Source organism: Salipaludibacillus neizhouensis (assembly GCF_002886185.1).
In the GTDB taxonomy this organism is placed as follows: Bacteria; Bacillota; Bacilli; order Bacillales; family Salisediminibacteriaceae; genus Salipaludibacillus; species Salipaludibacillus neizhouensis.
The window spans coordinates 2716893-2741495 of sequence record NZ_KZ614146.1; the positions used below are offsets into that span (position 1 = coordinate 2716893).

23 protein-coding genes are annotated in these 24603 nt (G+C 37.4%); 13 read left to right on the top strand and 10 right to left on the bottom strand.

Annotated features, from left to right (window positions below):
• Nucleotides 1-15: 15 nt before the first annotated feature.
• Nucleotides 16-1146: an IscS subfamily cysteine desulfurase gene (locus CEF18_RS12915; protein ID WP_110936859.1), complete on the top strand. Its 1131-nt coding sequence runs from the start codon at nt 16-18 to the stop codon at nt 1144-1146.
• 22 nt (nt 1147-1168) lie between these two features.
• Nucleotides 1169-1720: a transcription repressor NadR gene (locus tag CEF18_RS12920; RefSeq protein WP_110936860.1), complete on the top strand. Its 552-nt coding sequence runs from the start codon at nt 1169-1171 to the stop codon at nt 1718-1720.
• A gap of 3 nt (nt 1721-1723) precedes the next feature.
• Here CEF18_RS12920 and CEF18_RS12925 read toward each other — a convergent pair whose 3' ends face one another.
• The 4 genes from CEF18_RS12925 to CEF18_RS26470 form a co-directional block, all read right to left on the bottom strand.
• Nucleotides 1724-2455, bottom strand: a complete 732-nt coding sequence (locus CEF18_RS12925) for an urease accessory protein UreH domain-containing protein (RefSeq protein WP_110936861.1) — start codon at nt 2453-2455, stop codon at nt 1724-1726.
• A gap of 339 nt (nt 2456-2794) precedes the next feature.
• Nucleotides 2795-4807: an ABC transporter ATP-binding protein gene (locus tag CEF18_RS12930; RefSeq protein ID WP_110936862.1), complete on the bottom strand. Its 2013-nt coding sequence runs from the start codon at nt 4805-4807 to the stop codon at nt 2795-2797.
• Nucleotides 4804-6561: an ABC transporter ATP-binding protein gene (locus CEF18_RS12935; RefSeq protein WP_110936863.1), complete on the bottom strand. Its 1758-nt coding sequence runs from the start codon at nt 6559-6561 to the stop codon at nt 4804-4806. The genes CEF18_RS12930 and CEF18_RS12935 overlap by 4 nt, the downstream gene beginning before the upstream one ends.
• Before the next feature lie 445 nt (nt 6562-7006).
• Nucleotides 7007-7621 carry a response regulator transcription factor gene (locus CEF18_RS26470; RefSeq protein ID WP_110936864.1) on the bottom strand — a complete coding sequence of 205 codons (615 nt, stop codon included), beginning with the start codon at nt 7619-7621 and terminating at the stop codon, nt 7007-7009.
• Between the two features lie 349 nt (nt 7622-7970).
• On the opposite strand from CEF18_RS26470, the gene CEF18_RS12945 reads away from it, so the two are divergent.
• From CEF18_RS12945 to CEF18_RS12965, 6 genes are all read left to right on the top strand, one after another.
• Entirely contained in the window at nt 7971-9341 is a 1371-nt protein-coding gene (locus CEF18_RS12945; protein ID WP_110936865.1) for a cytochrome ubiquinol oxidase subunit I, read from the top strand.
• On the top strand, nt 9341-10357 hold the full coding sequence (locus CEF18_RS12950) for a cytochrome d ubiquinol oxidase subunit II (RefSeq protein ID WP_110937691.1): 1017 nt from the start codon (nt 9341-9343) through the stop codon (nt 10355-10357). Before CEF18_RS12945 ends, CEF18_RS12950 begins: the two co-directional genes overlap by 1 nt.
• A gap of 133 nt (nt 10358-10490) precedes the next feature.
• Nucleotides 10491-10643, top strand: coding sequence for a cytochrome bd oxidase small subunit CydS family protein (gene cydS, locus CEF18_RS25940; protein WP_183040941.1), 153 nt, complete (start codon nt 10491-10493; stop codon nt 10641-10643).
• A 284-nt stretch (nt 10644-10927) separates the two neighbouring features.
• The gene (locus CEF18_RS12955; RefSeq protein WP_110936866.1) at nt 10928-11323 is read left to right on the top strand and encodes a GntR family transcriptional regulator; all 396 of its coding nucleotides are present in this window, start codon (nt 10928-10930) and stop codon (nt 11321-11323) included.
• Complete coding sequence (locus CEF18_RS12960; RefSeq protein WP_110936867.1) at nt 11313-12188, top strand: ATP-binding cassette domain-containing protein; 876 nt, start codon at nt 11313-11315, stop codon at nt 12186-12188. Before CEF18_RS12955 ends, CEF18_RS12960 begins: the two co-directional genes overlap by 11 nt.
• Nucleotides 12175-13188 carry a hypothetical protein gene (locus CEF18_RS12965; RefSeq protein ID WP_190238686.1) on the top strand — a complete coding sequence of 338 codons (1014 nt, stop codon included), beginning with the start codon at nt 12175-12177 and terminating at the stop codon, nt 13186-13188. Before CEF18_RS12960 ends, CEF18_RS12965 begins: the two co-directional genes overlap by 14 nt.
• A 391-nt stretch (nt 13189-13579) precedes the next feature.
• Here CEF18_RS12965 and CEF18_RS12970 read toward each other — a convergent pair whose 3' ends face one another.
• Together CEF18_RS12970 and CEF18_RS12975 are read right to left on the bottom strand one after the other, a co-directional pair.
• Nucleotides 13580-14503: a pseudouridine-5'-phosphate glycosidase gene (locus CEF18_RS12970; RefSeq protein WP_110936869.1), complete on the bottom strand. Its 924-nt coding sequence runs from the start codon at nt 14501-14503 to the stop codon at nt 13580-13582.
• Nucleotides 14504-14609: 106 nt separating this feature from the next.
• Nucleotides 14610-15695, bottom strand: coding sequence for a carbohydrate kinase (locus CEF18_RS12975; RefSeq protein ID WP_110936870.1), 1086 nt, complete (start codon nt 15693-15695; stop codon nt 14610-14612).
• 161 nt (nt 15696-15856) lie between these two features.
• On the opposite strand from CEF18_RS12975, the gene CEF18_RS12980 reads away from it, so the two are divergent.
• The 4 genes from CEF18_RS12980 (at nt 15857) to splB (ending at nt 19360) form a co-directional block, all read left to right on the top strand.
• Entirely contained in the window at nt 15857-17500 is a 1644-nt protein-coding gene (locus CEF18_RS12980) for an ABC1 kinase family protein (RefSeq protein ID WP_183040868.1), read from the top strand.
• Nucleotides 17501-17512: 12 nt separating this feature from the next.
• The gene (locus tag CEF18_RS12985) at nt 17513-17854 is read left to right on the top strand and encodes a phasin family protein (RefSeq protein ID WP_110936872.1); all 342 of its coding nucleotides are present in this window, start codon (nt 17513-17515) and stop codon (nt 17852-17854) included.
• A 202-nt stretch (nt 17855-18056) separates the two neighbouring features.
• Nucleotides 18057-18332: a transcriptional regulator SplA domain-containing protein gene (locus CEF18_RS12990; protein WP_110936873.1), complete on the top strand. Its 276-nt coding sequence runs from the start codon at nt 18057-18059 to the stop codon at nt 18330-18332.
• Entirely contained in the window at nt 18332-19360 is a 1029-nt protein-coding gene (gene splB / locus CEF18_RS12995; protein ID WP_110936874.1) for a spore photoproduct lyase, read from the top strand. The genes CEF18_RS12990 and splB overlap by 1 nt, the downstream gene beginning before the upstream one ends.
• Before the next feature lie 234 nt (nt 19361-19594).
• Here splB and CEF18_RS13000 read toward each other — a convergent pair whose 3' ends face one another.
• The 4 genes from CEF18_RS13000 to map form a co-directional block, all read right to left on the bottom strand.
• Nucleotides 19595-20461, bottom strand: coding sequence for a GNAT family N-acetyltransferase (locus tag CEF18_RS13000; protein ID WP_110936875.1), 867 nt, complete (start codon nt 20459-20461; stop codon nt 19595-19597).
• A 323-nt stretch (nt 20462-20784) separates the two neighbouring features.
• Nucleotides 20785-21429, bottom strand: coding sequence for a CAP domain-containing protein (locus CEF18_RS13005; RefSeq protein ID WP_110936876.1), 645 nt, complete (start codon nt 21427-21429; stop codon nt 20785-20787).
• Nucleotides 21430-21636: 207 nt separating this feature from the next.
• Nucleotides 21637-22005 (bottom strand): transporter, encoded by a 369-nt coding sequence (locus CEF18_RS13010; RefSeq protein WP_110937692.1) that lies wholly within the window; start codon nt 22003-22005, stop codon nt 21637-21639.
• 337 nt (nt 22006-22342) lie between these two features.
• The gene (gene map / locus CEF18_RS13015; protein WP_110936877.1) at nt 22343-23113 is read right to left on the bottom strand and encodes a type I methionyl aminopeptidase; all 771 of its coding nucleotides are present in this window, start codon (nt 23111-23113) and stop codon (nt 22343-22345) included.
• Nucleotides 23114-23474: 361 nt separating this feature from the next.
• On the opposite strand from map, the gene CEF18_RS13020 reads away from it, so the two are divergent.
• Nucleotides 23475-24530, top strand: coding sequence for a peptidoglycan-binding protein (locus CEF18_RS13020; protein ID WP_183040867.1), 1056 nt, complete (start codon nt 23475-23477; stop codon nt 24528-24530).
• Nucleotides 24531-24603: the final 73 nt, after the last annotated feature.

Here is a 24603-nt window from a genome sequence, read left to right on the forward strand (position 1 = left end):
GAAAAGGTGATTTTTATGATATATTTAGACCATGCAGCAACGACTCCTATTTCAGAAAACGCAGTAAATACTTGGATAAAAGCGAATGATTCCTTTTTTGCCAATACGAGCAGTCTTCATGAACCGGGAGAGGTTGCCAACCAGCTACTAACTACTTGTCAACGTCAGTTAGCGACCCTTCTTGACTGTCAATCTGACGAAATTTATTTTACAAGCGGAGGAACAGAGTCGAACCATTTAGCTTTAGAGAGTCTATATCTAGCAAACAAACATAAAGGAAATCACGTGATTACTTCATCCATTGAACACCCTTCTGTTCATTCTTTTTTTCACCAGCTTGAGGAAAAAGGGGTGGAGGTTACCTATTTGCCGGTTGATCACCACGGACTCATAGACATCGAAGAAGTAAAAAAAGCGACTAGAAATGATACTTTTCTGGCATCGATTCAACATGTAAATGCGGAAATTGGTACCATTCAACCGTTAGCACAATTGGGAGATTGGTTTAAAGAACGTGCGATCATCTTTCATAGTGATTGTGTGCAATCGTTTGGAAAAATCCCTATCAATACACCCGCTTTTTCTGTTGACGCCATTTCTATATCAAGTCATAAAATTTATGGACCAAAAGGTGTTGGAGCCGTTTTTCTCTCTAATAAAGTGAATTGGTCTAAAATACGTCCTTTAACCTCTCACCAACAGGGTTTTCGGCCTGGCACACTAAATATCCCGGGAATTGCGAGCTTTACACAAGCTTCCGTTGATATTCATGAACAATTGGAGGACAGACGAATACAAGCCTGGAGTCTTCGTGAGGGGTTCATAAGCGCGATAGCTCCGTTAGGTGACAAGCTTCGGATTGAGGGACATCCTTTAAAGTCTAATCAACTTCCATGGATTATTGGAATTTCTATCAAAGGGATTCAGGGACAATATATGATGTTATCGCTAGACAGACATAATATCTGTATTTCTACTGGAAGTGCTTGTCAATCAGAGGAATTTGACGCATCATCAGCCATGAATAGCATTTATCTTAGTGAACAAGACCGATTGCGTTTTTTCCGTATCTCATTCGGGAAACATACAACAAAACAGGATCTCAGCCTTACAGCAACAAAAATACTGGAAATATCGAAGGAATAATTTATTGGGAGGCATACAATCTATGAAATCAAAGAAAAAGTGGCTTGGGGACGAACGCCGCGAAGAAATTATTTCTTTATTGAGGCAAGACAATATTCCGTTGACCGGAGGACAGTTGGCAGAATACTTAAATGTCAGTCGTCAGGTGATTGTTCAGGATATTTCGCTATTAAAAGCGAAAAATATATCCATTTTAGCAACGAGCCAAGGGTACGTATTAACCGAGGATAACGCCAACGAACATGCAATCACTCGGATCGTCCCTAGTTATCATCGACCGGAAGATACAGAGCAGGAACTTCTTATCCTTGTAGATCAAGGGGTGCTCGTAAGAGATGTGAAAGTGGAACATCCGATTTATGGAGATTTAACGGCCAGTGTCATGGTCAGTAATAGAAAGGAAGTTTATCAATTCATAAAAAATATTCAGAAAACTAATGCCAGTTACTTGTCCGAATTAACCGATGGAATCCACCTTCACACACTTGAGGCTAAATCAGAACAAGATTTGGATGATGCTGAAAGAGCCATGGATCAAGCAGGGTTTTTATTGACAGACAACACAAAACACTGATTATTACCAAAAAGTAAGAATATCAATAATGCCAATAAAGATCATAAATGACCCTGCTAAACGTTGAACGAAAAAACCAATTTCACGCCCTTTTTTCAATATCGCTCCCCCTAAACCGAGGTACCAAATAACAAAGATAACAAATAGAAATGGTATAGAGGTGCCGATTGCAAAAACACTCGGCATGATTACACCATAGCTAGTTGACAAAGTTAATGGCATAAGCAATACAAAAAAGAGAATAAACATGGTTGGACAAAAACCTAGAGAAAAACTAAAACCAAGCATGAAAGCTCCCCACTTCCCACGTTGTCGGGTTGTTCCATGTTTTTGTTTCCATAACTGTAAATTCCATTTCATCGCAAAAAAACCTATCATATATAAACCTATGAGGATAAGAACGGGTCCAAGCACCTTTCTCATTGGTTCAAAAAACAAAGGAAGTTGCCGTTGAAATTCCTGGCCTAAAAGTACTACAACTAACCCCAATGCCGAGAAAGCAACTATCTTTCCCAAGACATAATAAAGCGTATCAGACCAGGAGATTCCCTTTTTCAAAGAGTTCGTTCCATATAATGTAATAGCACTCACATTCCCGGAAAACTGACAAGGGGCTAGAGCTCCTACTAATCCTAATAATAACGCAAACAGCAATGGGAAAGACTCCACACTATTTGCCGCGTTCATAAATGGTTCTCTTAACAATTGACTTATACTATCAATATAATCATACATAGTCCCATCTCCTAGCCTAACCAAATAATATCTTTCAAGAAGCCAGTCTTCGTGAACTTTGTTAAGAAAAATGCAAAGCGTCTTTTGTTAAATACAGCGTTATCCTCGCCACCCCGAGTAGCACCTACGAAGTGTAGGTGCTACTCGGGATAAACACTGAAGCGTTGCCCACGGAAAATGTTCGCCTAAAGCGAATTTAGGTCTACCTCTTCTCTTGCAAAACATTTATTGTAGAATTCTCTTGGCATCATTTTAGCATAAAAAAGAAGAGTGAAGGGATTGTTCAACACAACCCTTCACTCATCTTATGAAAAATCAGGACGAACTATGACTATGCATTTAACTTGCAGAATCTTTCCTCGTCCCTTTCTGCAGTTGATACATATGGTAGTATTTTCCTTCTCGCTGCATCAACGCATCATGATCTCCTTGTTCAACGATTTCCCCTCTGTTTAATACGAATATTTTATCAGCCTTGCGGATAGTGGAAAGTCGGTGAGCAATAACAAAGGTTGTTCTTCCTTCTTTTACGACATCTAAAGCCTGTTGAATTAACTCTTCCGTATCCGTATCTATGTTCGCAGTTGCTTCATCGAGTATTAATATAGGTGGATCGTAAACTAGTGCTCTTGCAAATGAAATCAGCTGTCGTTGCCCTGCCGATAGCGTACTTCCTTTTTCTTTCACCTCTTCATCCAATCCATTCGGTAACCCATCTAACATCTCATGGGCACCAACCTTTTCAAGCGCATCCAGAATTCGCTCGCGGGAAATAGAGGCATCATTCATACTAACGTTCGTTGCTATCGTGCCGGTAAATAAAAATGGGTCTTGGAGAACGATAGCCATATGCTCTCTTAATTCTTGTTTAGTCATGGAATGAATATCAATGCCATCAACTTTTATGGTACCTTTTTGATGATCATAAAAGCGAAATAAAATATTCATAATTGAACTTTTTCCTGAGCCTGTATGTCCTACAAAGGCAAAGGTTTCCCCTCTTTTAGCCGAGAATGAGATATTTTTCAATACATACTCATCTTTTTTGTAAGCAAATGAAACATCTTCAAATTGTACATCTCCATGAAACCTTGGTCGATGACTTTCTAATAATTCTGTGCCTGGTTCATCCATCAGTTTAAATACTCGTTCGCCGGCAATTCTCGCTTCCTCTAGCTGTGCCAATTGGTTGACAATACCATTAACCGGTTCAAACAGACGATTAATGTAATCAACAAAAGCATAAACGACTCCAAGACTGATGACCATACCAACTCCTAATGATCCCCCTCCGAAATACCAAATAAGTGCAACAAAAGCGATATTTCGAACAAGATTCAGCAAATTAAACGAAGTCATTGCGTTCAAAGAAAGCAGTTTATTATTGTACTTGAAATGTTCTTCATTAAGCTTTTCAAATTCAACGGCTACTTCTTTCTCTCTTCCGAAGGCTTGCACAATTGGCATTCCTTGAATGTTTTCATTAATTGACCCATTAATTTCACTAATCTTTTCACGAATGACGCGATTGTATTTTCCAGCAAACTTCCGATAAAATATCATCCAAAGTATCAAAATCGGGACTATTAAAAGCGTTGCCCAAGCTAAACGAGTGTCTAATAAAAATAACGCAATAAAAATTCCTGTCATATAAATGATACTAGTAAAGAAAGTAGCTAAAACACGGACGTAAAGCTCACGAATTGCTTCTGTATCATTTGTCACTCTTGCAACAATTTTACCAGTAGGTTGCTTATCAAAGTATTCGATAGGAAGTTCATGGATTTTTGCAAACACATCTTCCCGCATTCTTTTAATAATACGATTTGCTGATATTTGTAACCATAGACTCTGATAATAATGAAATATAGCGGAGATAATGATTAAAACTAAATATCCCCCCAGAAGCATCATAATGAAAGCTACTTCCTGTTGAAAAAAAAGATATATTTCTTGCTGAGTCATTGGCGTAGCCTCATAACTGTTTTGATCCTCGCCCCTCTCAATGGTAAGTACACCATTTTCATATGTTCTTTCCCCATCAAAGGCAATCGCCTCATCAACAAAATAATACGTTAAACCAATTTGGAGTAGGTTTACTTCCTCGTCCTCTGACCACTTCGTTTCCATTCGGTCACTACGAGTAAATTCTCGGTTGTTATATACTACGTCGCCATCTTCTTGTTCCACCCAAGGTTGTTCAATTCCCATGATATGTTTGTCAATCATCGTTTTTGCAATAAAAGGTCCTGTTAATTCCGCAGCCGCTGCAATAGATAAAAACAGAAGGGCAACTAAAATTGTTCGCTTCGCTTGGAGAGCATAGTTAAAAAGCCTTTTCCCTACGTTCATCTTGCATGCACCTCCGTTGAACTATTTTCCATTTGTTGTTTTGTAAACTGATTTTCATACCAACCTTTTTGAAGCATTAGTTCATCGTGAGTTCCAGCTTCTTTTACTTGGCCGTCTTCCATTACTAAAATCAAATCAGCATGCCGAACCGCTGACATACGATGAGCTGTAATAAACGTTGTTTTGCCAGCACGTTCCTTGCGAATATTTTGAACGATGGTTGCCTCTGTTTTTGCATCTACTGCTGATAAAGCGTCGTCGAGTAAAAGTATTTGCGGATCTTTGATTAGTGCTCTGGCAATGGCTATTCGTTGTTTCTGTCCACCAGATAAAGACACTCCTTTTTCCCCTACCAACGTTTCGATACCATCAGAAAATGTCTCTATATCAGCTGTAATTGAGGCATGTTCCATTACTCGTTCTAAATCGATCTCATTAGCATCGGGAAAACCAAATAATATGTTTTCTCGTATCGTCTTTGAAAACAAAAATTGATCTTGCGGTACATAACCGATCCAGTTTTTCAATGTGCCTAGAGCAATCTGCTCAATTGAGAGTTGTGAAATAAACAATTTATTACTATCGATTGGGTATTCTCTTAGTAATTGCTTGAAAAATGTTGTCTTCCCACTCCCGGTTTTTCCAACTATCCCCACATTATAGCCACGCGGAATATAAATATGAATATTCTTCAAGACATCTGTTTTCGCTAGTGGATAAGAAAAGGACAGATCCTTTAACTCAATAGATGTTGGCATAATACTTGATTGGGCAGCCTCACCATTTTGAACATCCGGTTCATACGTAAATGTCTCGTTTAAACGATCCATCGAGGCATTCCCGCGTTGCATTACATTCATTAACTCTCCAAAAGCGAACATCGGCCATATGAGCATACCTAAGTAAATGTTAAAAGATATCAACTGTCCTAAAGTAATTTCGCTTCGAAACACGAACAATGCACCATAGCCAAGTCCGATCACGTAACTGAAAGCAACTAGTATTTTGATCGTTGGTTCAAAAAGTGCATCAATTTTTGCTACTTGAATGTTTTTCTCAAGGACCTCATTCGTGATCTGTCCAAATTGCTGCCGATCATCCTTTTCTTTAACAAACGCTCGCACTACTCTTACGCCAGAAATGGATTCTAATACTTGATCATTTAAATCCCCGAAAGCATCTTGCGCTTTAATAAAGCGTTCATGGATAACTTTTCCGTACCGCTTCATTAACCATCCCATAATCGGTAGCGGGAGAAACGCGGCTATTGTAAGTTTCCAACTCACGAGAAAACCCATCGTAAACAAGATAATGACTAAAAACACGGTCGCATCAATCAACGTTAAGACTCCAAACCCTGTTGTTAAGGAAATCGCTTTTAAATCGTTCGTGGCCTTGGCCATTAAGTCACCAGTCTTATTTTTCTCGTAGAATGTTGGTGTCATCTTCATTAAATGATTCATATAATTCGTTCGAAGTGTCCTTTCAATAATAATTGCTCCACCAAAAAGTTGACGCATCCATGTGTAGGTGATCAGGTAAATAACTAGCATTAATCCAATAAATAAAATGATGTAATTACGTAACATCCATTCTGTCATTTGTCCTTGATGCACGTCATCAATAACCATCCCGATAAGCCTTGGCGGTATAACCTCTAGTAAACTAGCAAAAATTAATAAACTGATTGCAAGAATATACCTCTTTTTGTGCTGCTTGAAAAACCATGTTAATTTCTTTAATACTGAAAACATATCCGATCACTTCCCGTTTCTATTTTTCTACACTCACTAGCCGCTCCCTGTCGCTTCCTCTGGTGTCACCTTGATACGTTTAAATACTTTCCTATTAACCATCCTTTTCCCTCCAATTTCATTAGTCTGCTGCCCTAGATAACATATAAAAAAACGTATAGAGCAAGGCTCATACGTTTTTTAAAATCCATTATTTTACAGTAATGTCCATTAAAAAACGCACGATACACATATCCATGTATACCGTGCGTATAATCGTTAGATTGAGTATGCGCGTTATAGAGTTAAATTAGGAGTCTCAAACTTAACAGCATGGATGGGATCGATGTATGAAATTGGATGAGATAATGTCTTATTATTAATCATGCTGATAACTCCCCTTTCTGAACTGTTTATTATTTCCAAATTAATCTTAGCACTAGCGCAACCTCATCGTCAACCATTTTTAAATCATTTCCAATTTTTTCCCCCATTGAACCCACTCACTGTTTTTTTTGATATTTAATTTTTTTCGAATATTTCTACGATGATTTTCCACCGTTTTTTCTGATATTTTCAAAACTTCTGCTGCTTCTTTTACGGTAAAACCCCGAATCTTCATGTAAAATACTTCTTCTTCCCGTTTCGTTAACTCATTCGATGGCTTCCAATCCTCCGAAAAAACACGTACTTTTTGATTCCAATTCAGGGATATTCTTTCTCCTTCTAGTACTTGTTGAAAAAATTTCATCAGTTCCCCTAAATCCGCTTTCTCATAACCGATACCATCTATCACCTTACTAAAAAAAAGGTCATTCACAAGTTGTAAAGGTTCCTTTAACAGGAAGACACACTTAGCATCCGGCTGCTTTTCTAATTGCAAAACAATTGCTTGTATCCCTGTTTCTTCATATAATGATGAATCAATCACGATAAAATCAAACGTATATTTTTGTAAAGAATCAATAAAGTCTTCCGTATTAGCAGCACTAACCATGTACTCGATGGAAGTCACATCTTTTAACAATTGAATACATCCATACCGCTTTAATTCATGAGACATACCGACAAGAATTCTCATGCATATACCTCCTAATTAAATTACTTTTTGCCTAAGAAGCAAAGACTAAGACTCTCTCGAGAAAAGCCCAACTTCAACGTAGCCTATTACTAGATAAACACAGCTATGATAAGTCTTGTTTGTCTCTTTATCGTTCACTGAATTGTAACATTAATCTTTGTTCAACAAACGCTCACAATTTCACAGAATATGAGTGAAAACCCCTATAACCGAAGTCTACAATATTTATTACTATAGATACAGTGTTAAGTTTTTATCAAAAAGGGAAAATACGTTATAGTTTCATCGAAAACCGCTATATGTCATGATAATAGATAGTAAAGATTATGAAGAAAGGTTGGAATTGCCTATGTTTATAGATTATGATCCCGTCATATATAGTCGACTTTTAACATCTCTTACTCTTGGATTCCATGTTATATTTGCTACAATCGGTGTTGGTGTACCACTAATGATCGCCATCGCTGAGTGGATGGGCATCAAGAGAAATGATCCTCATTATACCCTTATGGCAAGAAGATGGGCACGAGGATTTGTGATAACCGTTGCAGTTGGTGTTGTTACTGGTACTGCAATTGGTCTGCAACTCAGTCTGCTATGGCCAAACTTCATGCAGGCAGCTGGTCATACCATTGGATTACCTATGTTTATGGAAGTATTTGCTTTCTTTTTTGAAGCTATTTTTCTAGGAATCTATTTATATACGTGGGACCGATTCAAAACTAAAATGAGACACTTTCTTTTAGTCATCCCTATTGTAATTGGTGCAACTGCCAGTGCATTTTTTATCACAACAGTTAACTCTTTTATGAATGCACCACAAGGGTTTAATATCGTTGATGGTATTCTAACGGATGTTAGTCCTTTAGCTGCAATGTTTAATGCCGCTACACCTACAAAAATATCTCATGTTATTATTACTTGTTATTTAACAGCAGCATTTATATTAGGTGCTATTGCAGCGTTCCATATCTTAAAAGGGAACAAGCACGTTTATCATAAAAAGGCTCTTCATTTGACGATGGTGTCAGGTATTATTTTTGCAATAGGTACAGCCCTCATCGGTGACCTTTCCGGAAAGTATCTTCATGAATATCAACCTGAGAAATTAGCCTCGGCGGAATGGCATTTGGAAACTGAAAGTGGCGCACCGCTAATACTTGGTGGTTTTATAAATGATGAAAATGAAATAAGTTATGCCTTGGAAATCCCTTATGCTTTAAGTATATTAGCAGGCGGAACTCCAGATACAGAAGTGATAGGTTTAAATGAATTTCCTGAAGAAGATCTCCCGCCTCTCTGGATTCATTATATGTTTGATTCTATGGTGTTTATTGGGATGTTCTTAGCAGCTGTTTCTGCTTTATTTGTCGCTATGAATTGGAAGAAAAACTGGAATGCTTTTAATCGGCCATTATTATGGGCCGTTGTAGCGGGTGGACCTTTGTCCATGTTAGCTATTGAATCAGGCTGGTTTTTTGCAGAGGTAGGTCGGCAACCATGGATTATTAATGGTGTCATGAGAACTGCAGAAGGTGCAACAACTTCCCAGCATGTTGATCTGATGCTTTACTTGTTTATTATTCTTTATGCCGTCCTTGGTATTACTGTCGTCGTCGTACTTCGCAGAATGTTTAAATCGAATCCAATAGAGCATGAACTCGAAGAACGAGGTTTTGCTCACAAGAAAGAGGATGAGAAGGAGGTTGCGAGACGATGATGAGTTATGAAGTAGTTGGTATTACAGTATTATGGTCCTTCCTTTATGGATATTTAATTGTCGCCTCCGTCGATTTCGGAGCAGGTTTTTTTAGTTACTATTCTAAAGCTACGAAAAAAAATCATGTTATTCATAACATTATACAACGTTATTTATCACCGGTATGGGAGATTACGAATGTATTTCTAGTATTCTTCTTTATCGGTATCGTCGGTTTTTTCCCATCAACTGCTTATTATTACGGGACAGCCTTACTCGTTCCGGGAAGCATAGCTATTATCTTATTAGCACTCAGGGGGTCCTATTACGCTTTCGCAACGTATGGTGCAAAAGAAAGCAAATTCTACTCCTTTCTCTACGGTGCAACGGGATTATTGATTCCCGCTTCTCTAACTACCGTTTTAACTATTTCAGAAGGTGGCTACATTTCCAATGAGAATGGTACTGTTGAATTGCTTTACAGAGATCTTTTTACAAGTCCCTATTCATGGAGTGTGGTAATTTTAGCAATTGTAAGTGTTCTATTTATATCTGCTACGTTTCTAACATTCTATGCTTCCCGTGCACAGGATACAAACGCTTTAAAATTGCTTAGAAAATACGCTCTTACATGGTCACTGCCTTCCATTGTTATGGGCGTTATCGTACTAATGTTATTAAGAGCCCAAAATATCGAGCATTATCAAAACATCCTTGATATATGGTGGGTTTTCGCTATATCCTTTGTACTATTCGCAGTAGCTACGTTTTTAATTTGGAAAGGTAAAAAGTATGGTACGGCGTTTATATTAATCATGGTTCAGTATTTAACTGCTTTCTTTGGCTACGGCGTTTCACATTTTCCATATTTATTGTACCCATACCTGACTATTTATGATGGCTTCACAAGCGAACCGATGGCCATTGCACTAATAATCGCTTTCATAGGCGGATTGTTTTTGCTAATTCCATCCTTACTTTTAATCATGAAACTTTTCTTGTTCGATGCCGATTATGTGCAAGGAAAAAGAAAGTAACTTTCAGCTGAATACAGATGCTGCTCTTACAACACTCTTTTAAGAAAAACGGCATAGCCGTCTTTTATTAAATACAGAGCCAGCTTCCACCGCCATCTTATAAATTCTTAACTTTTAAAAGGAGGAATAAACAGTGGATATACACACATTTTTAATTATGATTGCTCCCCCCCTTGTTTTAATCGCAGCAATCTTCGTCGTATTTTTTTGGGCTTCAAAAGGAAAAACACCTGCTTTTATCAAAGAGGCCGAATATCAAGAAAGCAATCAAAGTAAAATTAATTAATCACATTCAGGGCTGTCCTAAAGGTTTAAAAAACCTTTGGGACAGCCTTTTTAATGTAAGTTTTTTCTTGACCGATAATATATTAAATTATATAATTCAAGTGTACTAAATCAAACAACACACCTAGTACAGACTATCTTTTCATGGAAAGAAGGCAGTCTCGTAAACGTTGTTTATAAAAATGCTTCGATTACCTCCTCGTTCTAAAAAAACAATTGAATTTAAGAGAGCCTTTTGTTTTGTGTCCAATAAATAGTTGAAACTTCGATACAGGTGGTGAAGCGATGTATTTCGAAATAGACCCCAAAAAGAGTATCCCATTATATGAACAAGTCATTCAGCAAGTAAAAGAGTTATGTGCAAGAGGGTTATTAAAACCTAACGAAAAACTTCCCTCTGTGAGAGATTTATCATCTCAAATGCTGATAAATCCTAACACTGTTAGTAAGGCCTATCAGGAATTAGAACGACAGGGTATTATTATCACTATACGAGGACGCGGCACGTTTATATCAGAGGAATTAACCGGATATATAGATCCAAAAAAAACAGAGAGACTTCAGCAAGCGTTAAAGAATGTTATTATTGATAGTCACTTTGCCGGGATTTCTGAAATAGAATTGAAACGTTGGACAGAAGAGATCTATAAAAAGTTAGGAGGAAACGGAGATGAGGGTTAAACATGTTTCCAAGGAAATTCATCATCATAAAATTCTTACTGATATAGATTTTGATATAAAAACAGGAAGTATCGTTGGAATAGTTGGCAGGAACGGAGCCGGGAAAACAACTCTTCTAAGAACCATGGTTGGGATATTAGATCCTTCTTTCGGTGACGTCTTAATAGAAAATGAGAGTATCTTTCGAAATCCTCAATTAAAACAACAAATTATTTTTGTTCCCGATTCATCTGAAGCACTTAAAAGCTATAGTACCAAAGAAATGATCCACTTGTATAAGCAAATATATCCTAGTTTAGATGAAGACTATTATCTTCAGTTAATGGAAAGATTCGCTCTGCCAGAAATAAAGAAAATTGGCAATTACTCCAAAGGGATGAAGGCTTTATTTTTCTTAGTAGTTGCTTTTTCAACCAAGGCTAAATATATACTGCTTGACGAACCAACTGATGGCTTAGATGTCATTGTCAAAAAACAAGTATTAAAAATCCTTGTTGAAGAAGTAGCCACCAATGATGTTTCTGTGATCATTTCATCGCACCGTTTAGATGAACTAGAATTTATTGCAAATGATATTATTATGATTAAAGATGGTATGGTAAACAGTCGATATGGGTTGGATGAAATGAAAGCCAATTATATAAAAGCACAAGTCGCATTCGAAAGTGACCTGCCAGTTGCCTTAAAGGACCAAGTCACTATTTTAAAACAAACAGGGCGCGTCTATATCATTTTAATAGATAAAAATCACGATGAAATAATAAAAAAGATCAAGCTTGCTTCTCCACTATTATTCGAAGATCTACCTTTATCTTTAGAAGACTTATTCGTAGCAAGGTTAGGTGGTGATGATGATGTTTCATAAGGCATTATGGTATCAAAACTATAAACAAACTCGAATGATCATTTGGATGACTCTAGCGTTATTTGTTGTTTTTCTTCCCTTTCAATCAACGTTAGCACTTGAAACCTGGAAAGAACTTCAAGAGCAAGCTCAATTAGTAGATGATTCTATCTATGAAGTGCAGCAATGGGATGTTTTACAAATATTTTCTGAGGGAGGATTAGCAATATTAGTAACATTATCCATTATCGTTTTGGCAGGAATGCTCGTTGGCCTTGAAAGAAATACGCGACGCAATGATTTTACATTTTCTTTACCATTTTATCGCAATGATCTTTTCTTGGCGAAGTGGTTTTACGGGGCAATCCTTATTTCTCTTTTCCATTCAGTAAATTTTTGGATTGCATATTTTATTATCTATCAATCAGAGTTTGCTTCCGCTTTATACCTAGTCTCGTGGACAGAGATATTCTGGGGACCTCTTCTAGGCTTTTTATTTTTCTTTACTTTTTCGTTATTCATCGGAACAATTGCCGGGGAATTAATATCTCAGATAGCCCTAACTATTGTTTTTGCTATTTTCCCGCTCGGCCTCTTTACATTAATTCAAGGGCTGATAGACGTTCATTTTAAATATTATCTAAACCAGCCCGTCTGGTTAGAATACGTAACACCATTTATGTATGTCTTTTCGAACACATCAACTATTGCTACAATTATCACTGCTATCGCTTTTACTGTCTTTTTTCTTTTGCTTGGTACTTTTTTATATAAAAAGAATAAAATTGAACACAATGGAGAATTTCTTATTTTCAAGAGACTAAATCTCCCATTTTTAATCCTGTTTAGCCTTTGCTTTTCATTATTAGGTGGAATGATTATTTCTTCTTTGGCACCGTGGAATGCAGATGCGCTAAGAATTGTCTCTTATTGGATTGGCTTTACGTTATTCTTATTATTCTCATTGTTAATTGCAAGGAGACTGCTAGCGATGAATCTAATGATTAGTAATAAAGCATAAGAAAAACGCGTAGCGTCTTTTCTTAAATACATCGTTATCTTTCGCCACCATCATTTAAGTGGCAAGGGTGGGTTTCCCTTGACACGCGTGGCAAGGGTGGGTTTCCCTTGACACGCGTGGCGTAAAGATAGCTGTAACCTTATAAATTCTTATCTTGTAAAAAAAACGGCATAGCCGTCTTTTATTAAATACAGCGTGATCTTTAAAGCCACCCCCGAGTAGCACCTACTTAGTGCGTGTAGGTGCTACTCGAAAGGAAGCGAACTTCCCTTGATGCGTGTGGCGTAATGATAGCTGTCAACTTATAAATTACCTTGTAAGAAAACTCTAAAAAGTTCGAAGGGGCACTGGAAAAGTAGATAACTTTTTCTGTGCCCCTCACTTCTTTTATTTATTTTTCAATATCATGAAGGGCAACGGCAATTTCCGCCCCTACATGAGCGTTATTCTCTACTAAAGCAATATTCGTCGTTAACGTTGCGCCCTCACTTAATTCTTTTAAACGATCCAGTAAAAAGGGTGTTGTTTCTTTCCCGCTTATTCCTTTATCCTTCGCTTCTTTAAGAGCTTTATCAATAATTTGATCTATCAAAGATTTATCCATTTCTTTATCTTTCGGGACTGGATTTCCAATAACAACTCCGCCATGGAGGTTTAATTCCCATTTTACGTTTAACATAGCTGCAATATCCTGAGGAGTCTCACCCTTAACATCAACACCAAAGCCACTTTTTTGCGTGTAAAAAGCCGGGAACTCGTCTGTTTCAAATCCAACAACGGGAACGCCATGTGTTTCTAAATATTCAAGAGTTAAACCAATATCTAATATTGATTTCGCACCTGCACAAACAACGGCCACATTTGTTTTGGCTAACTCCTGTAAGTCAGCAGATACATCCATTGTTTCTTCAGCGCCTCTATGTACGCCACCGATTCCTCCGGTTACAAAGACTTTTATTCCAGCCAATTCTGCACAAATCATCGTTGCCGCTACCGTCGTAGCACCTGCTTTTTTAGAAGCCAAAACAGAGGCAAGATCTCTTCGGCTGACTTTTTCTACATCGGTCGCTTTTGCAAAATAAATAAGTTCTTCCTCTGAAAGTCCTATTTTAATTTTCCCATCTAAAATAGCAATCGTAGCTGGCACTGCTCCTTTATTGCGAATAATTTTTTCAACTTTCTTAGCTGTGTCTACATTCTGAGGGTATGGCATACCGTGAGAGATAATTGTTGATTCAAGAGCAACGATTGGTAAGTTTGCTTCTTTAGCTTTTAATACCTCTGCTGAATAGTCAATATATTGTGTGTAGCTCATGTTATGTTCCTCCTTGGTTTGATGGTTCTTAGTTTCATTTCGTTTCAATTTATTCTTGGTCGATCGACGTTTTAACGAAAATTTTTTTTTATTGCCTTTGTACCTGTTAGAGTACCTCGTTAAAAATGGATTCATTTAATCCTTCGGCAACGGTTTCTGTAGTGCTTAACGTTCGCTGTGCCAGCTTCGTACCATTTTCACAAGCAACCTTTAACGTCAGTCCTTTATGAATGCTGTAAAAGACGCCAGCAGCAAAAGCATCCCCTGCACCCGTAACATCCTCTACATGTGTTTTTAACGCAACAGTCTGTCCTATTGATCCTTCCACCGATTGAAAATGTGCACCTTTTTCCCCTGCAGTAACAATTATATTCTTCACTCCAAGCTTCACTATCTCATCCATTTTCATTGGAATATCCTTTGATTTCACATGAGGAACATACCTTTCAATGACTGCGTTTAACTCCTCAATATTTAAAATAAAATAATCGATTTTCGATAAATCGTCCGGTAATCGATTAATTTTTTTGGCGGATACTGGCACAACTCCGAGAATTTGCTTGCCTGCATCCTTTTGATGAAATATAGACGATAAAACATCTTTCGGGAAATTCGTGTCAAGAATGATCATATCAGCTGAACGGAAATGACTAAGAGATTTTTTTACATCAGCTACCGAAACTGCGTCATATATATCCATCTCTGCTAGTGCAAACATCATATTATTTTTTTCATTAAGCACCGCAGTATAGTTTCCAGTCCTTTGATCCTGTTTTTGAATCGATGTCGACATATCATAATGTAACGAGTGAGACCATATTTTGTCTCCTTCAGAATCCGATCCTACTGCAGTATAAAGCAATGTTGGAACTTGAAGTCTGGCAAGATTGTCTGCTATATTTCTGGCTACTCCTCCAATTGTTTCACTGACCACTACTGGATTTGAGTCTTCCCATTGGAATTCTGATTGAATTTTTGCCTTACGGTCAATATTCGCTCCACCGACACATAAAACTTGCCGTTCATTATTTAATACATAGGCTCTTCCTTTAATATGGCCATTTTTTGTCAATGACGAAATATAACCAGCTACAGCAGATCGGGATAACTGTAATCTGCTTGCTAAATCTTGTTGTGAAATATAAGGATTATTTTTAATGAGACCTATAATGTACTCTTCTTTTTCGTTCATTACCTTCCTCCTTATCCTCTCACTTAATTAAAACAAACATTTGTTTATAAATCAAATGTTTGTTTATTCTTGTTTTCGCTTACTTTTTATTACTTAAGGGTATAGAATTAATTAACATACATCATCCACTATTATTTTGTATGTTTATCGGGAGGCACAATGTGAAAAATTTCTCTTTATATCGAATCACGGTCATTGTTATTATGTTTCTTAAATTTGTTCTGCAACTTTATATCTTTAATAAAACACATAATAATTGGGATTCAACCTCTCATCAAAAATGGGAGCAGCTATTAAAAAAACAAGCAATAGAGTATCGCGAAAAAGCGCTTAAACTTGAAGGTTTAATGATTAAAGTTGGTCAATTCCTTAGTACTCGGGCCGATATTATGCCTGAAGTTTTCCTGAAAGAATTAGCAGACTTAATTGACCAGGTCCCTCCTGTTCCAGCCGAAGTTTCCAAGAAAATACTGGAAGATGAATGGGGTCAACCTATTTCCAATCGATTATCACAAATTAGTGATAAACCGATTGCCTCCGCTTCGATTGGAGAAGTCTACAAAGGCACATTAAAAAATGGACAAGAAGTCGCCATTAAAATTAAACGGAATCATATCGATAAAATTATTCGCACAGATTTTAAAGCATTACGAATCGTACTATGGATTACCAGGACCTGCACTAAATTCGGTAAAGAAGTCGATACGAAAGCTTTATTCAAAGAAGTCGTTTCAATTATCGGTGATGAGCTTAATTATTATAAAGAACTAAAAAATGCTCAAAATTTTCAAAAGAGATTTAGTCATAGTCAGGATTATTATATCCCTCAGTTTTTTGAAGAATTCTGTACAAAAAAAGTTCTTGTGATGGAGTGGATTGAAGGAAGAAAGGTAACTGAATTATCTTTTTTGAAGAAACATCAAATTGATCACAAAGACACAGCAAGAAGACTTTTTCAATTTTTTATTGATCAATTGCTCGACTATGGAATGTTTCATGCTGATCCACATCAAGGAAACATTCTTATAACAAAGGAAGGTCAAATCGTTATTCTTGATTTTGGAATGGTTGGTGATATCTCACGCGATGACGCCAAAAGAATTCGCAAGATGATTCAAGGATTTGTCTTGGATGATTATCAGCTTGTTATTAGCCAACTTGAAGATTTAGGTTTCCTTCTTCCCAAAGCAAATAAACAAAAGCTCCAAACCTTACTTAAAACTTATGTAGATATGTATTTGGAAGAAGACATTACCCAATTAGATCAGCACAAGGTAGAAGAAATATTTAATGATCTTCAAGAAATAGTACGGGAACAGCCTATCCAATTACCCGCAGAATTCGCGTTTTTAGGTCGCGCCGCATCTATCGGTATTGGCGTTCTAACCATTATTGATCCCAAAATCGATTTTATAGAATTAGGTAAACCTGTAGTAGCGAAATGGTTAGAAGATACCGATGACGACCGCGGAAATATAAAGATGCAAGTATTGAAAGAATCGGTGAAACCTTTATTGTCGCTCCCTCGTAACTTAAATAGTTACCTTGAAGCACCTCATGAACAAAGAAAATCTGAAGAACGAAGACAGTGGAGGCAATTTGACCACCAAAGATATATACTATTAATAATCAGTTCTGTATGTGGTTTTTTCTTCAGTAGTCTATTGTTATTTGTCTCGCTTATTTTCTCTTTTCCATTGTTGCAGAGCTTTATGGCTCTTGTGACACTTGTATTTTTAATCGCTACTGTTTTTAGTTTTATCATTCATAAGCGGTGGGTGAAAAAATTAGACAATAAATTTTAGGAGGAGTTACTTATGAGTAATTTATTAAAAACAGGGTTTTTGTTAGGCTTAGGAGCTGCAGTATCTAGTAAAGAAAAAGTAGAAAAGTATATTGATGATTTAGTATCCAAAGGCCGGGTTACTCCCCAGGAAGCTGACGACATGTATCACTCCCTACTAAAAAAGGGTGAGGAAACAGAAGAAAAATGGAATACACGTTCAAAAGAAAAAGTAGGCAACTTTATAGAAGATCTAAATCTTGTGTCTAAAGATGATTATAAGCTTTTACAAGCGAGAGTTGAATTATTAGAGGAAAAGTTATCCAGACTTGAAAAACAAGACAAAGATTCTGATATAGACGAAGACCACCAGTAAATATTTTATTCGAGTCATCTATATGAAGGCACTGAAAAAGTCGTTTTTTACTTTTTCAGTGCCTTTTTGATGCTATGAACGAAGCCATTGCCATGTATATTTTCAAATTTTATCAATGGTCCTCTTTATCTGCTGTTTTTTTCTAGGTATATCTCTCCCGTATTCTCACATGATAGGAAAGAAAAAAGGAGGCAATACTTTTATGGATAGTAATCAATTACAGTCAGGTGACACCGTATTTGTCATTCAACGAAATCCTCATACACAATCAGTTGCACATATTCAAGAAGCATCCATTGTTACCAATCCTTTTCACCCTGGTCATTTAGCTTTGTTTTTCATGGAAGAGTATTATCCTCTAACGGATGATTTAGCCATATACTCCAGCTACTCAGAAGCCAAAGGGGATTACACGTCTACATTTGGTCCAATGGAATCGGATCTAGACCAATCTCCTATCCAAGAGACTTACGACTGATGATCGCTCCTTTTGTACCTCAACTCGTTTATATGGAGCCACGAGCATTGGAATATCCATTGGGAAAGCAGCTTAACAAAAAATTCACTGATATGGGAATTGAAATACGTCAGACTACTTCACACAATCAAGTTCGGAATATACCAGGGAAAAATCATTTTCAGCAATATCGCGTAGCAAAGTCTACCCTTGTAGTAGGCGTAAGAAAGACATTGAAATTCGATACATCAAAACCTTCTGCAGAATATGCGATTCCACTAGCTACTGGTTGCATGGGCCATTGCCAATATTGCTATTTGCAAACCACAATGGGAAGTAAACCTTACATTCGTACCTATGTAAATACCGATGAAATATTTAACGCAGCTGATGAATACATGCAGGAACGTGCCCCTAAGGAAACTAGGTTCGAGGCAGCGTGTACATCTGATATTGTTGGCATAGATCACTTAACCCACTCTCTAAAAAAAGCTATTGAACATTTTGGAAAGTCGGAACATGGTAAACTTCGTTTTGTCACTAAATACCATCATGTAGATCACCTATTAGATGCTGACCACCGAGGCAAAACCCGGTTTAGATTCAGCATTAATGCCGATTATGTTATTAAGCATTTTGAACATGGTACTTCCCCTCTGAATGAGCGCATAAATGCGGCTGTAAAAGTGGCTAAGGCCGGCTATCCGTTAGGTTTCATCATCGCTCCAATATATTTACACGAAGGTTGGGAAAAGGGTTACTATACGATGTTCGAGAAGCTCAACAAAAAACTTCCTCAATCATTAAGACATAATGTCACGTTCGAATTAATTCAGCACAGGTTTACAAAACCTGCAAAACGAGTGATTCAAAAAAATTATCCGATGACGAAATTAGAGTTAGATGAAGAAAAAAGAAAATACAAATGGGGAAAGTACGGGATAGGTAAATACGTCTATCAAACACAAGAACAAGAGATGATCCAAGAAACATTTCATCGGTATAAAGATGAATTTTTTCCTGAATCAAAAATTGAATACTTCACGTAAGAAAAACGCGTAGCGCTTTTCTTAAATACAGCGTGATCTTTCGCCACCCCGAGTAGCACCTCTTTAGTACGTGTAGGTGCTACTCTTTAGTAGTAGGGCGGGGTTCGCTTGATGCGTGTGTCTTAAAGATAGCTAAAAAATACCATACTCCCCTAAAGGAAACATGGTCCGAATCTCTACTTTCTTATCTCATAAAACGGCATTAGCCGTTTCTTTACTTTGACTCAGTTTTCTTCAAACATAATCAAAACGATACTCTATAGCATCTCCTACAAATTCATATCCAATTTTCATGTAAATAGAATTAGAGGTTGGATTTTCAGCATCTGTGTTTAAGCTGCAGAATTGAAATCCTTCTTGAAGAAGTCGTTCACTCAACGCAGCTACACAAGATGTGGCATACCCTTGTCCTTGATATTCGTCTGGAGTATATACAAAGTTTACTACTACTCCATTTTCCAACTCCCGAGCACGTTTTGCCATTGATACCGGCGTACAATTCTCATTTTTCCAGAGAAACACCCGGTTATGCTCTATTTCATCAAGTACATTTTTTTCTAAGTCTTTATGCTCTGTCATTCCTAAAGTATCTCTTTCAAAATCCTCTGTCCATGACATGATGAGTGCAATATCATCTTCATTTGCATAGCACAGTTTTCCTTTTGTTCGCTTAAAGTCACGGAGCGAGGCTAGCTGATAGATTTTTTGTTGCATGACTTTTACAACATTACAAGAGGTTAGTTCTTTCCATTTTTCAGAGAAATCAGTTACTAGATCAGAACATCCAATCACTCCAGGGATTGCTAATCCTTCTTCCTTATAAGTCCATATTGCGGCATCATGCACCGCAGATTTATGTCCACAGATAATAAGGTTTCGTTGCGGTGTTCGAACAAGGACAATGTTTGGCTTACTATCATCCTCTTTCCCAATAACCATTAAGAAATCCTTTAGTTGGGAAGTTTGACCTGATTTTCTTTCGCTCTTAGCTAACTGTTTTAGGATTCCAAGGGGAAGATTATGCTCTGCCTCATTGTCCACTAAAAAGTTTTCTACTTCCTTTAACATGGTTACAGCTGAGTACTGGCGAAAAAACTTCATAAAGCATCCACCTTCCTAGTAGTTTAAGAAAAACGCAAAGCGTCTTTTATTCTCGAATTAAATCCTCTATCATCATTATACACAACCTTTGCAGAAAAACTTCCCCTGTTGGCCTATTTTATTAATGAATGAATCAGTTTAAATGTTACCTACCGGTTATAATTAATACAAAAATTTATAAGAAAACAGTCATTATGTAAGATCACCCGCTTGCCTATTCGCCAATTGCCAATTCTTAGAGCATAAACTAGCTATCTTTCTACATTAAAAAAATGTCTCAACAGGTAATATATATAACCTGCTGAGACATTTCCTAATAGAAATTATTTTGTAGTAAACATTTGTGTCCAGTAGTGACCGTAAGATCCGCCTTCAACATGTCCTACTCCTATATGTGTAAAACTGCTCTTTAAAATATTTTCACGATGACCTTGAGAGTTCATCCAACCTTGGACAACTTGTTGAGGTGTACTTTGACCTGCAGCAATATTCTCTCCTGCTCCCCGATAAGAAACACCATAGTTTTTCAGCATATCAAATGGACTGCCGTGCGTTGGACTTTGGTGTGAGAAATAATTTTGGTCTCTCATATCCTCTGATTTAATTCTAGCAACTTTTGAAACTTGATTATCTATCTGTAACGGAGATAATCCCTGATTTTCACGCTCAATATTTGTAAGGCGAACGACTTCTTGTTCGAATTGTGAAAGTTGACTTGATTGTTCAACGGTAGTTCCATTTTGACTGGCTGGAATCGTCAACTGTTGCCCTACAGAGATAATATTTGGGTTAGAAATATTTTTATTCGAAGCTAAAAGATCAGAATATTTTACTCCTTGTTCTACAGAGATAAACCATAATGTATCCCCATTTTTCACCTGATACGTCGAGCTGGCCTCCACTTCAGAATTTACTAGTGGAAATACAACACATAATGCAATAACTGATGATAATACTTTTTTAATCATCTTTGAACACCTCCATGAGCAACATTATGTCATAAAAAATTCCCCTTATGTGTATGGGGAAAAGATTACCAGACTTCAAATGTTGGTTATGTTGGAAAATATTTCACACAGTTACTGTGAAACTAAAAAGGATTTGTAATCTGTTTAGTAAAAGAGGATACGTCAGAAGGACTGCATAGAGACCTTCTAACATACGAAAATCAATTATTATCGACATTGAAATGAACGGATCTGATTTGTATCTATCCCCATATAAACCCATCGATACTGTCTAGGTCTCCATCTGTAACCTGCAACAGATCTCCTGCCAATAAACGTTGGCCAAAACCAAAACCTTCGACCATTTTCCAAGCGAACGTACGTATATCGGTACAGACAACCATAAAATGCCCCTGGATCTACGGCAAAAACTCCAATATCTTCCTGTTGTCCAAAAGACTGTAACGGAGGTGTACTAGGAGGTGGCCCGGGTGGTGGTCCTTGTTGTGCGCCTGCCCCGGAGCCCGGTGATCCTCCTGGTGGTGGCCCCGGTGGTCCTTGACCTTGCCCTGGTCCAAATCCAAAGTACTGACCAATACCACCTAATCCTTGGGAAGGTTGACCTGGTTGGTTCGGAAATAGCCAGTTAAAAACTCTTGTGTCATCCACATTATTCTCTCCCTTCTCACATACTCCTTACAGCCTATGATTAGTTAGAAACCAAGGTGCTTGCCTATGTGAGAAAACAGAGTTCCATTTGCTCATTGCTGTATAAGAAAAACGCAAAGCGTCTTTTATTAAATACAGCGTGATCTTTAGCCACCCCGAGTAGCACCTACGTACTGAGTGTAGGTGCTACTCGAAAGGAGGTGGGTTTCCCTTGATACTTGTGGCGTAAAGATAGCTGCCAATTTTATAAATTTTATGAAAAAAGTTAAAGGTCCATTAACCCTTCTTGTTCCTGATCCGTTGTGATAATCGGTTTACCATTTGTTATTACTAGCGTATGTTCATACTGAGTGGACAGCGTTCCGTCTTGTGTTCTTGCAGTCCAGCCGTTATCATCCATTTTTGACTGCCACCCGCCGATATTAATCATCGGTTCTATTGTTATTACCATTCCTTCTTTCAACCGGAGTCCTTTCCCTTTCTGACCATAATGAGGTATATTTGGTTGCTCATGAATCGTTGGTCCGATACCATGTCCTGCAAAATCCCGCACAATTCCATAGCCATAAGGCTCTACATATGCTTGGATTGCAGCACCAATATCACCTACCCTATTCCCAGCTACAGCAGCCTCAATTCCCTTATAAAGTGAATTTCTGGTTACATTATTTAGCTGTTTTATATCATCACTGATATTTCCAACAGGATATGTCCAAGCTGAATCCGCTAATCCACCGTTAAGATCGACTACGAAATCAACTGTAACGATATCTCCTTCTATCAATTTTTCTGATCGGGGAAAACCATGACAAATTTCATCATTTATAGATGCACACGTTGCAAACTCATACCCGCGAAATCCTTTTTGTGCTGGGGTAGCACCATATTTATTCATCGTCTGCTCTACGAAATCATTTATTTCTAATGTTGTAATACCCGGCTTAATCATTGTTGCAAGCTTTCGGTGAATAGATGCTAATAGCTTTCCTGCTTCTATCATAAGTGCAATTTCCCGTTCAGATTTACGTTGAATCATATTCTTCATTTCTCCTTTATTATCAGTCCTGTAATTTATTCTTTTGTGTCTTGACTCTTCGTTCAATAGTTCTTACGACAAAACAACTAATAACAGAACCTCAATATTCATGTCTTATCTTTAATTATTTCTATTGCTAAGGTATTATCATATCAATTAATAAGTTGTCCTTTCAACATATTAAAACATATGCAAAATGAATTGTGGAAAAATCTCTTATATATGACATTAACATTTCAATAGGTGACAATCTCTTTTCAAAACATTAAATAGATAGTAAAAGGGTTGTTAGCCCAAATCCAGGCTGATATGATTGGCATCGTTGTACAAGAAACAACAACAATTTGAAGGAGGGTTTCGATTGAAAAGAAATCTAAAAAACCGTTCTTTCCAACGGGTAGGCGTATCAGCAGTAGTATTAGGGGCTTTGGTGTTCACTACAGACCAAGCTAGTGCTGCAGGTGACACAGAATTCGGCGAAAAGCTACTATATAATGGAAAAACTCATGATCATGTCATCGAACTTAAGGAGCTTTTAGAAGAGACCGAGTTTTATGATGGTGAAGTGAATAACAATTTCGATACAGCAACTGAAGAGGCAGTTATTGATTTCCAAGAAAATTACGATCTTCTAGTAGATGGATTAACTGGTATTCAAACATACAGTGCACTTATTGGTCTAGAACAAGGAGATAACGGAGATCTGGTTCTCGCTCTTCAAGAAGATCTAGCTGAATTAGACTATTTTACTGCTGAACTTGACGGTAAATTTGGTCCCTTAACAGAAGAAGCTCTCATTAACTTCCAAGAAGAAGAGGGGGTGCAAGGCGAAAAGGGTATTGCAGGTCCATATACGTATCAAGCACTTTACCCTTTAACAAGTAGATATAATCCAGAGCTTGCCGCTCCAGCAGAAGAGGCACCAAGCTCTTCTGAAGAGGAATCTTCTGAGGTTTCAACTAAAGAACCTGCGGAAAGTGTTTCCAGTGAACCTTCTGAGGAATCAACAGAAGAATCTACGGAAGAAGTTCCTGAGGAATCAACTCAAGAGTCAGCGGAAGCTTCTAACAGCAATAACGCTTCTTCATCCGAAGAAAGCTCAGATTCTAGTAATGATGCTGAAGGATCAATCACTATGGAAGCAACTGCCTATACGGCTGGTTGTGAAGGATGCAGCGGCATTACAGCAACTGGAATCGACCTAAGAGATCAACCAAACAAAAAAGTTGTAGCAGTTGATCCTAGTGTAATTCCACTCGGTTCTATTGTGGAAGTAGAAGGATATGGAAGAGCAGTAGCTGGTGACACTGGCGGTGCTATTAAAGGTAATAAAATTGACCTTCATGTTGCTTCAAAAGATGATGCATTTGCGTTTGGTCGCAAAGATGTTAATGTAACTATCATTGAAACTCCATAACTATCGATCTAAAGAGTGCTCAAATATTGAGCACTCTTTTTATATATTTATAAAATTTTTATTTTTAGAGAGC

What these genes read in the sequence shown, in the direction of transcription:
- CEF18_RS12915 (WP_110936859.1), top strand. Translation starts at nt 16, where the DNA reads ATGATATATTTAGACCATGCAGCAACGACTCCTATTTCAGAAAACGCA.
- CEF18_RS12920 (WP_110936860.1), top strand. Translation starts at nt 1,169, where the DNA reads ATGAAATCAAAGAAAAAGTGGCTTGGGGACGAACGCCGCGAAGAAATT.
- CEF18_RS12925 (WP_110936861.1), bottom strand. Translation starts at nt 2,455, where the DNA reads ATGTATGATTATATTGATAGTATAAGTCAATTGTTAAGAGAACCATTT.
- CEF18_RS12930 (WP_110936862.1), bottom strand. Translation starts at nt 4,807, where the DNA reads ATGAACGTAGGGAAAAGGCTTTTTAACTATGCTCTCCAAGCGAAGCGA.
- CEF18_RS12935 (WP_110936863.1), bottom strand. Translation starts at nt 6,561, where the DNA reads ATGTTTTCAGTATTAAAGAAATTAACATGGTTTTTCAAGCAGCACAAA.
- CEF18_RS26470 (WP_110936864.1), bottom strand. Translation starts at nt 7,621, where the DNA reads ATGAGAATTCTTGTCGGTATGTCTCATGAATTAAAGCGGTATGGATGT.
- CEF18_RS12945 (WP_110936865.1), top strand. Translation starts at nt 7,971, where the DNA reads ATGTTTATAGATTATGATCCCGTCATATATAGTCGACTTTTAACATCT.
- CEF18_RS12950 (WP_110937691.1), top strand. Translation starts at nt 9,341, where the DNA reads ATGAGTTATGAAGTAGTTGGTATTACAGTATTATGGTCCTTCCTTTAT.
- CEF18_RS12955 (WP_110936866.1), top strand. Translation starts at nt 10,928, where the DNA reads ATGTATTTCGAAATAGACCCCAAAAAGAGTATCCCATTATATGAACAA.
- CEF18_RS12960 (WP_110936867.1), top strand. Translation starts at nt 11,313, where the DNA reads ATGAGGGTTAAACATGTTTCCAAGGAAATTCATCATCATAAAATTCTT.
- CEF18_RS12965 (WP_190238686.1), top strand. Translation starts at nt 12,175, where the DNA reads ATGATGTTTCATAAGGCATTATGGTATCAAAACTATAAACAAACTCGA.
- CEF18_RS12970 (WP_110936869.1), bottom strand. Translation starts at nt 14,503, where the DNA reads ATGAGCTACACACAATATATTGACTATTCAGCAGAGGTATTAAAAGCT.
- CEF18_RS12975 (WP_110936870.1), bottom strand. Translation starts at nt 15,695, where the DNA reads ATGAACGAAAAAGAAGAGTACATTATAGGTCTCATTAAAAATAATCCT.
- CEF18_RS12985 (WP_110936872.1), top strand. Translation starts at nt 17,513, where the DNA reads ATGAGTAATTTATTAAAAACAGGGTTTTTGTTAGGCTTAGGAGCTGCA.
- CEF18_RS12990 (WP_110936873.1), top strand. Translation starts at nt 18,057, where the DNA reads ATGGATAGTAATCAATTACAGTCAGGTGACACCGTATTTGTCATTCAA.
- splB (WP_110936874.1), top strand. Translation starts at nt 18,332, where the DNA reads ATGATCGCTCCTTTTGTACCTCAACTCGTTTATATGGAGCCACGAGCA.
- CEF18_RS13000 (WP_110936875.1), bottom strand. Translation starts at nt 20,461, where the DNA reads ATGAAGTTTTTTCGCCAGTACTCAGCTGTAACCATGTTAAAGGAAGTA.
- CEF18_RS13005 (WP_110936876.1), bottom strand. Translation starts at nt 21,429, where the DNA reads ATGATTAAAAAAGTATTATCATCAGTTATTGCATTATGTGTTGTATTT.
- map (WP_110936877.1), bottom strand. Translation starts at nt 23,113, where the DNA reads ATGATTCAACGTAAATCTGAACGGGAAATTGCACTTATGATAGAAGCA.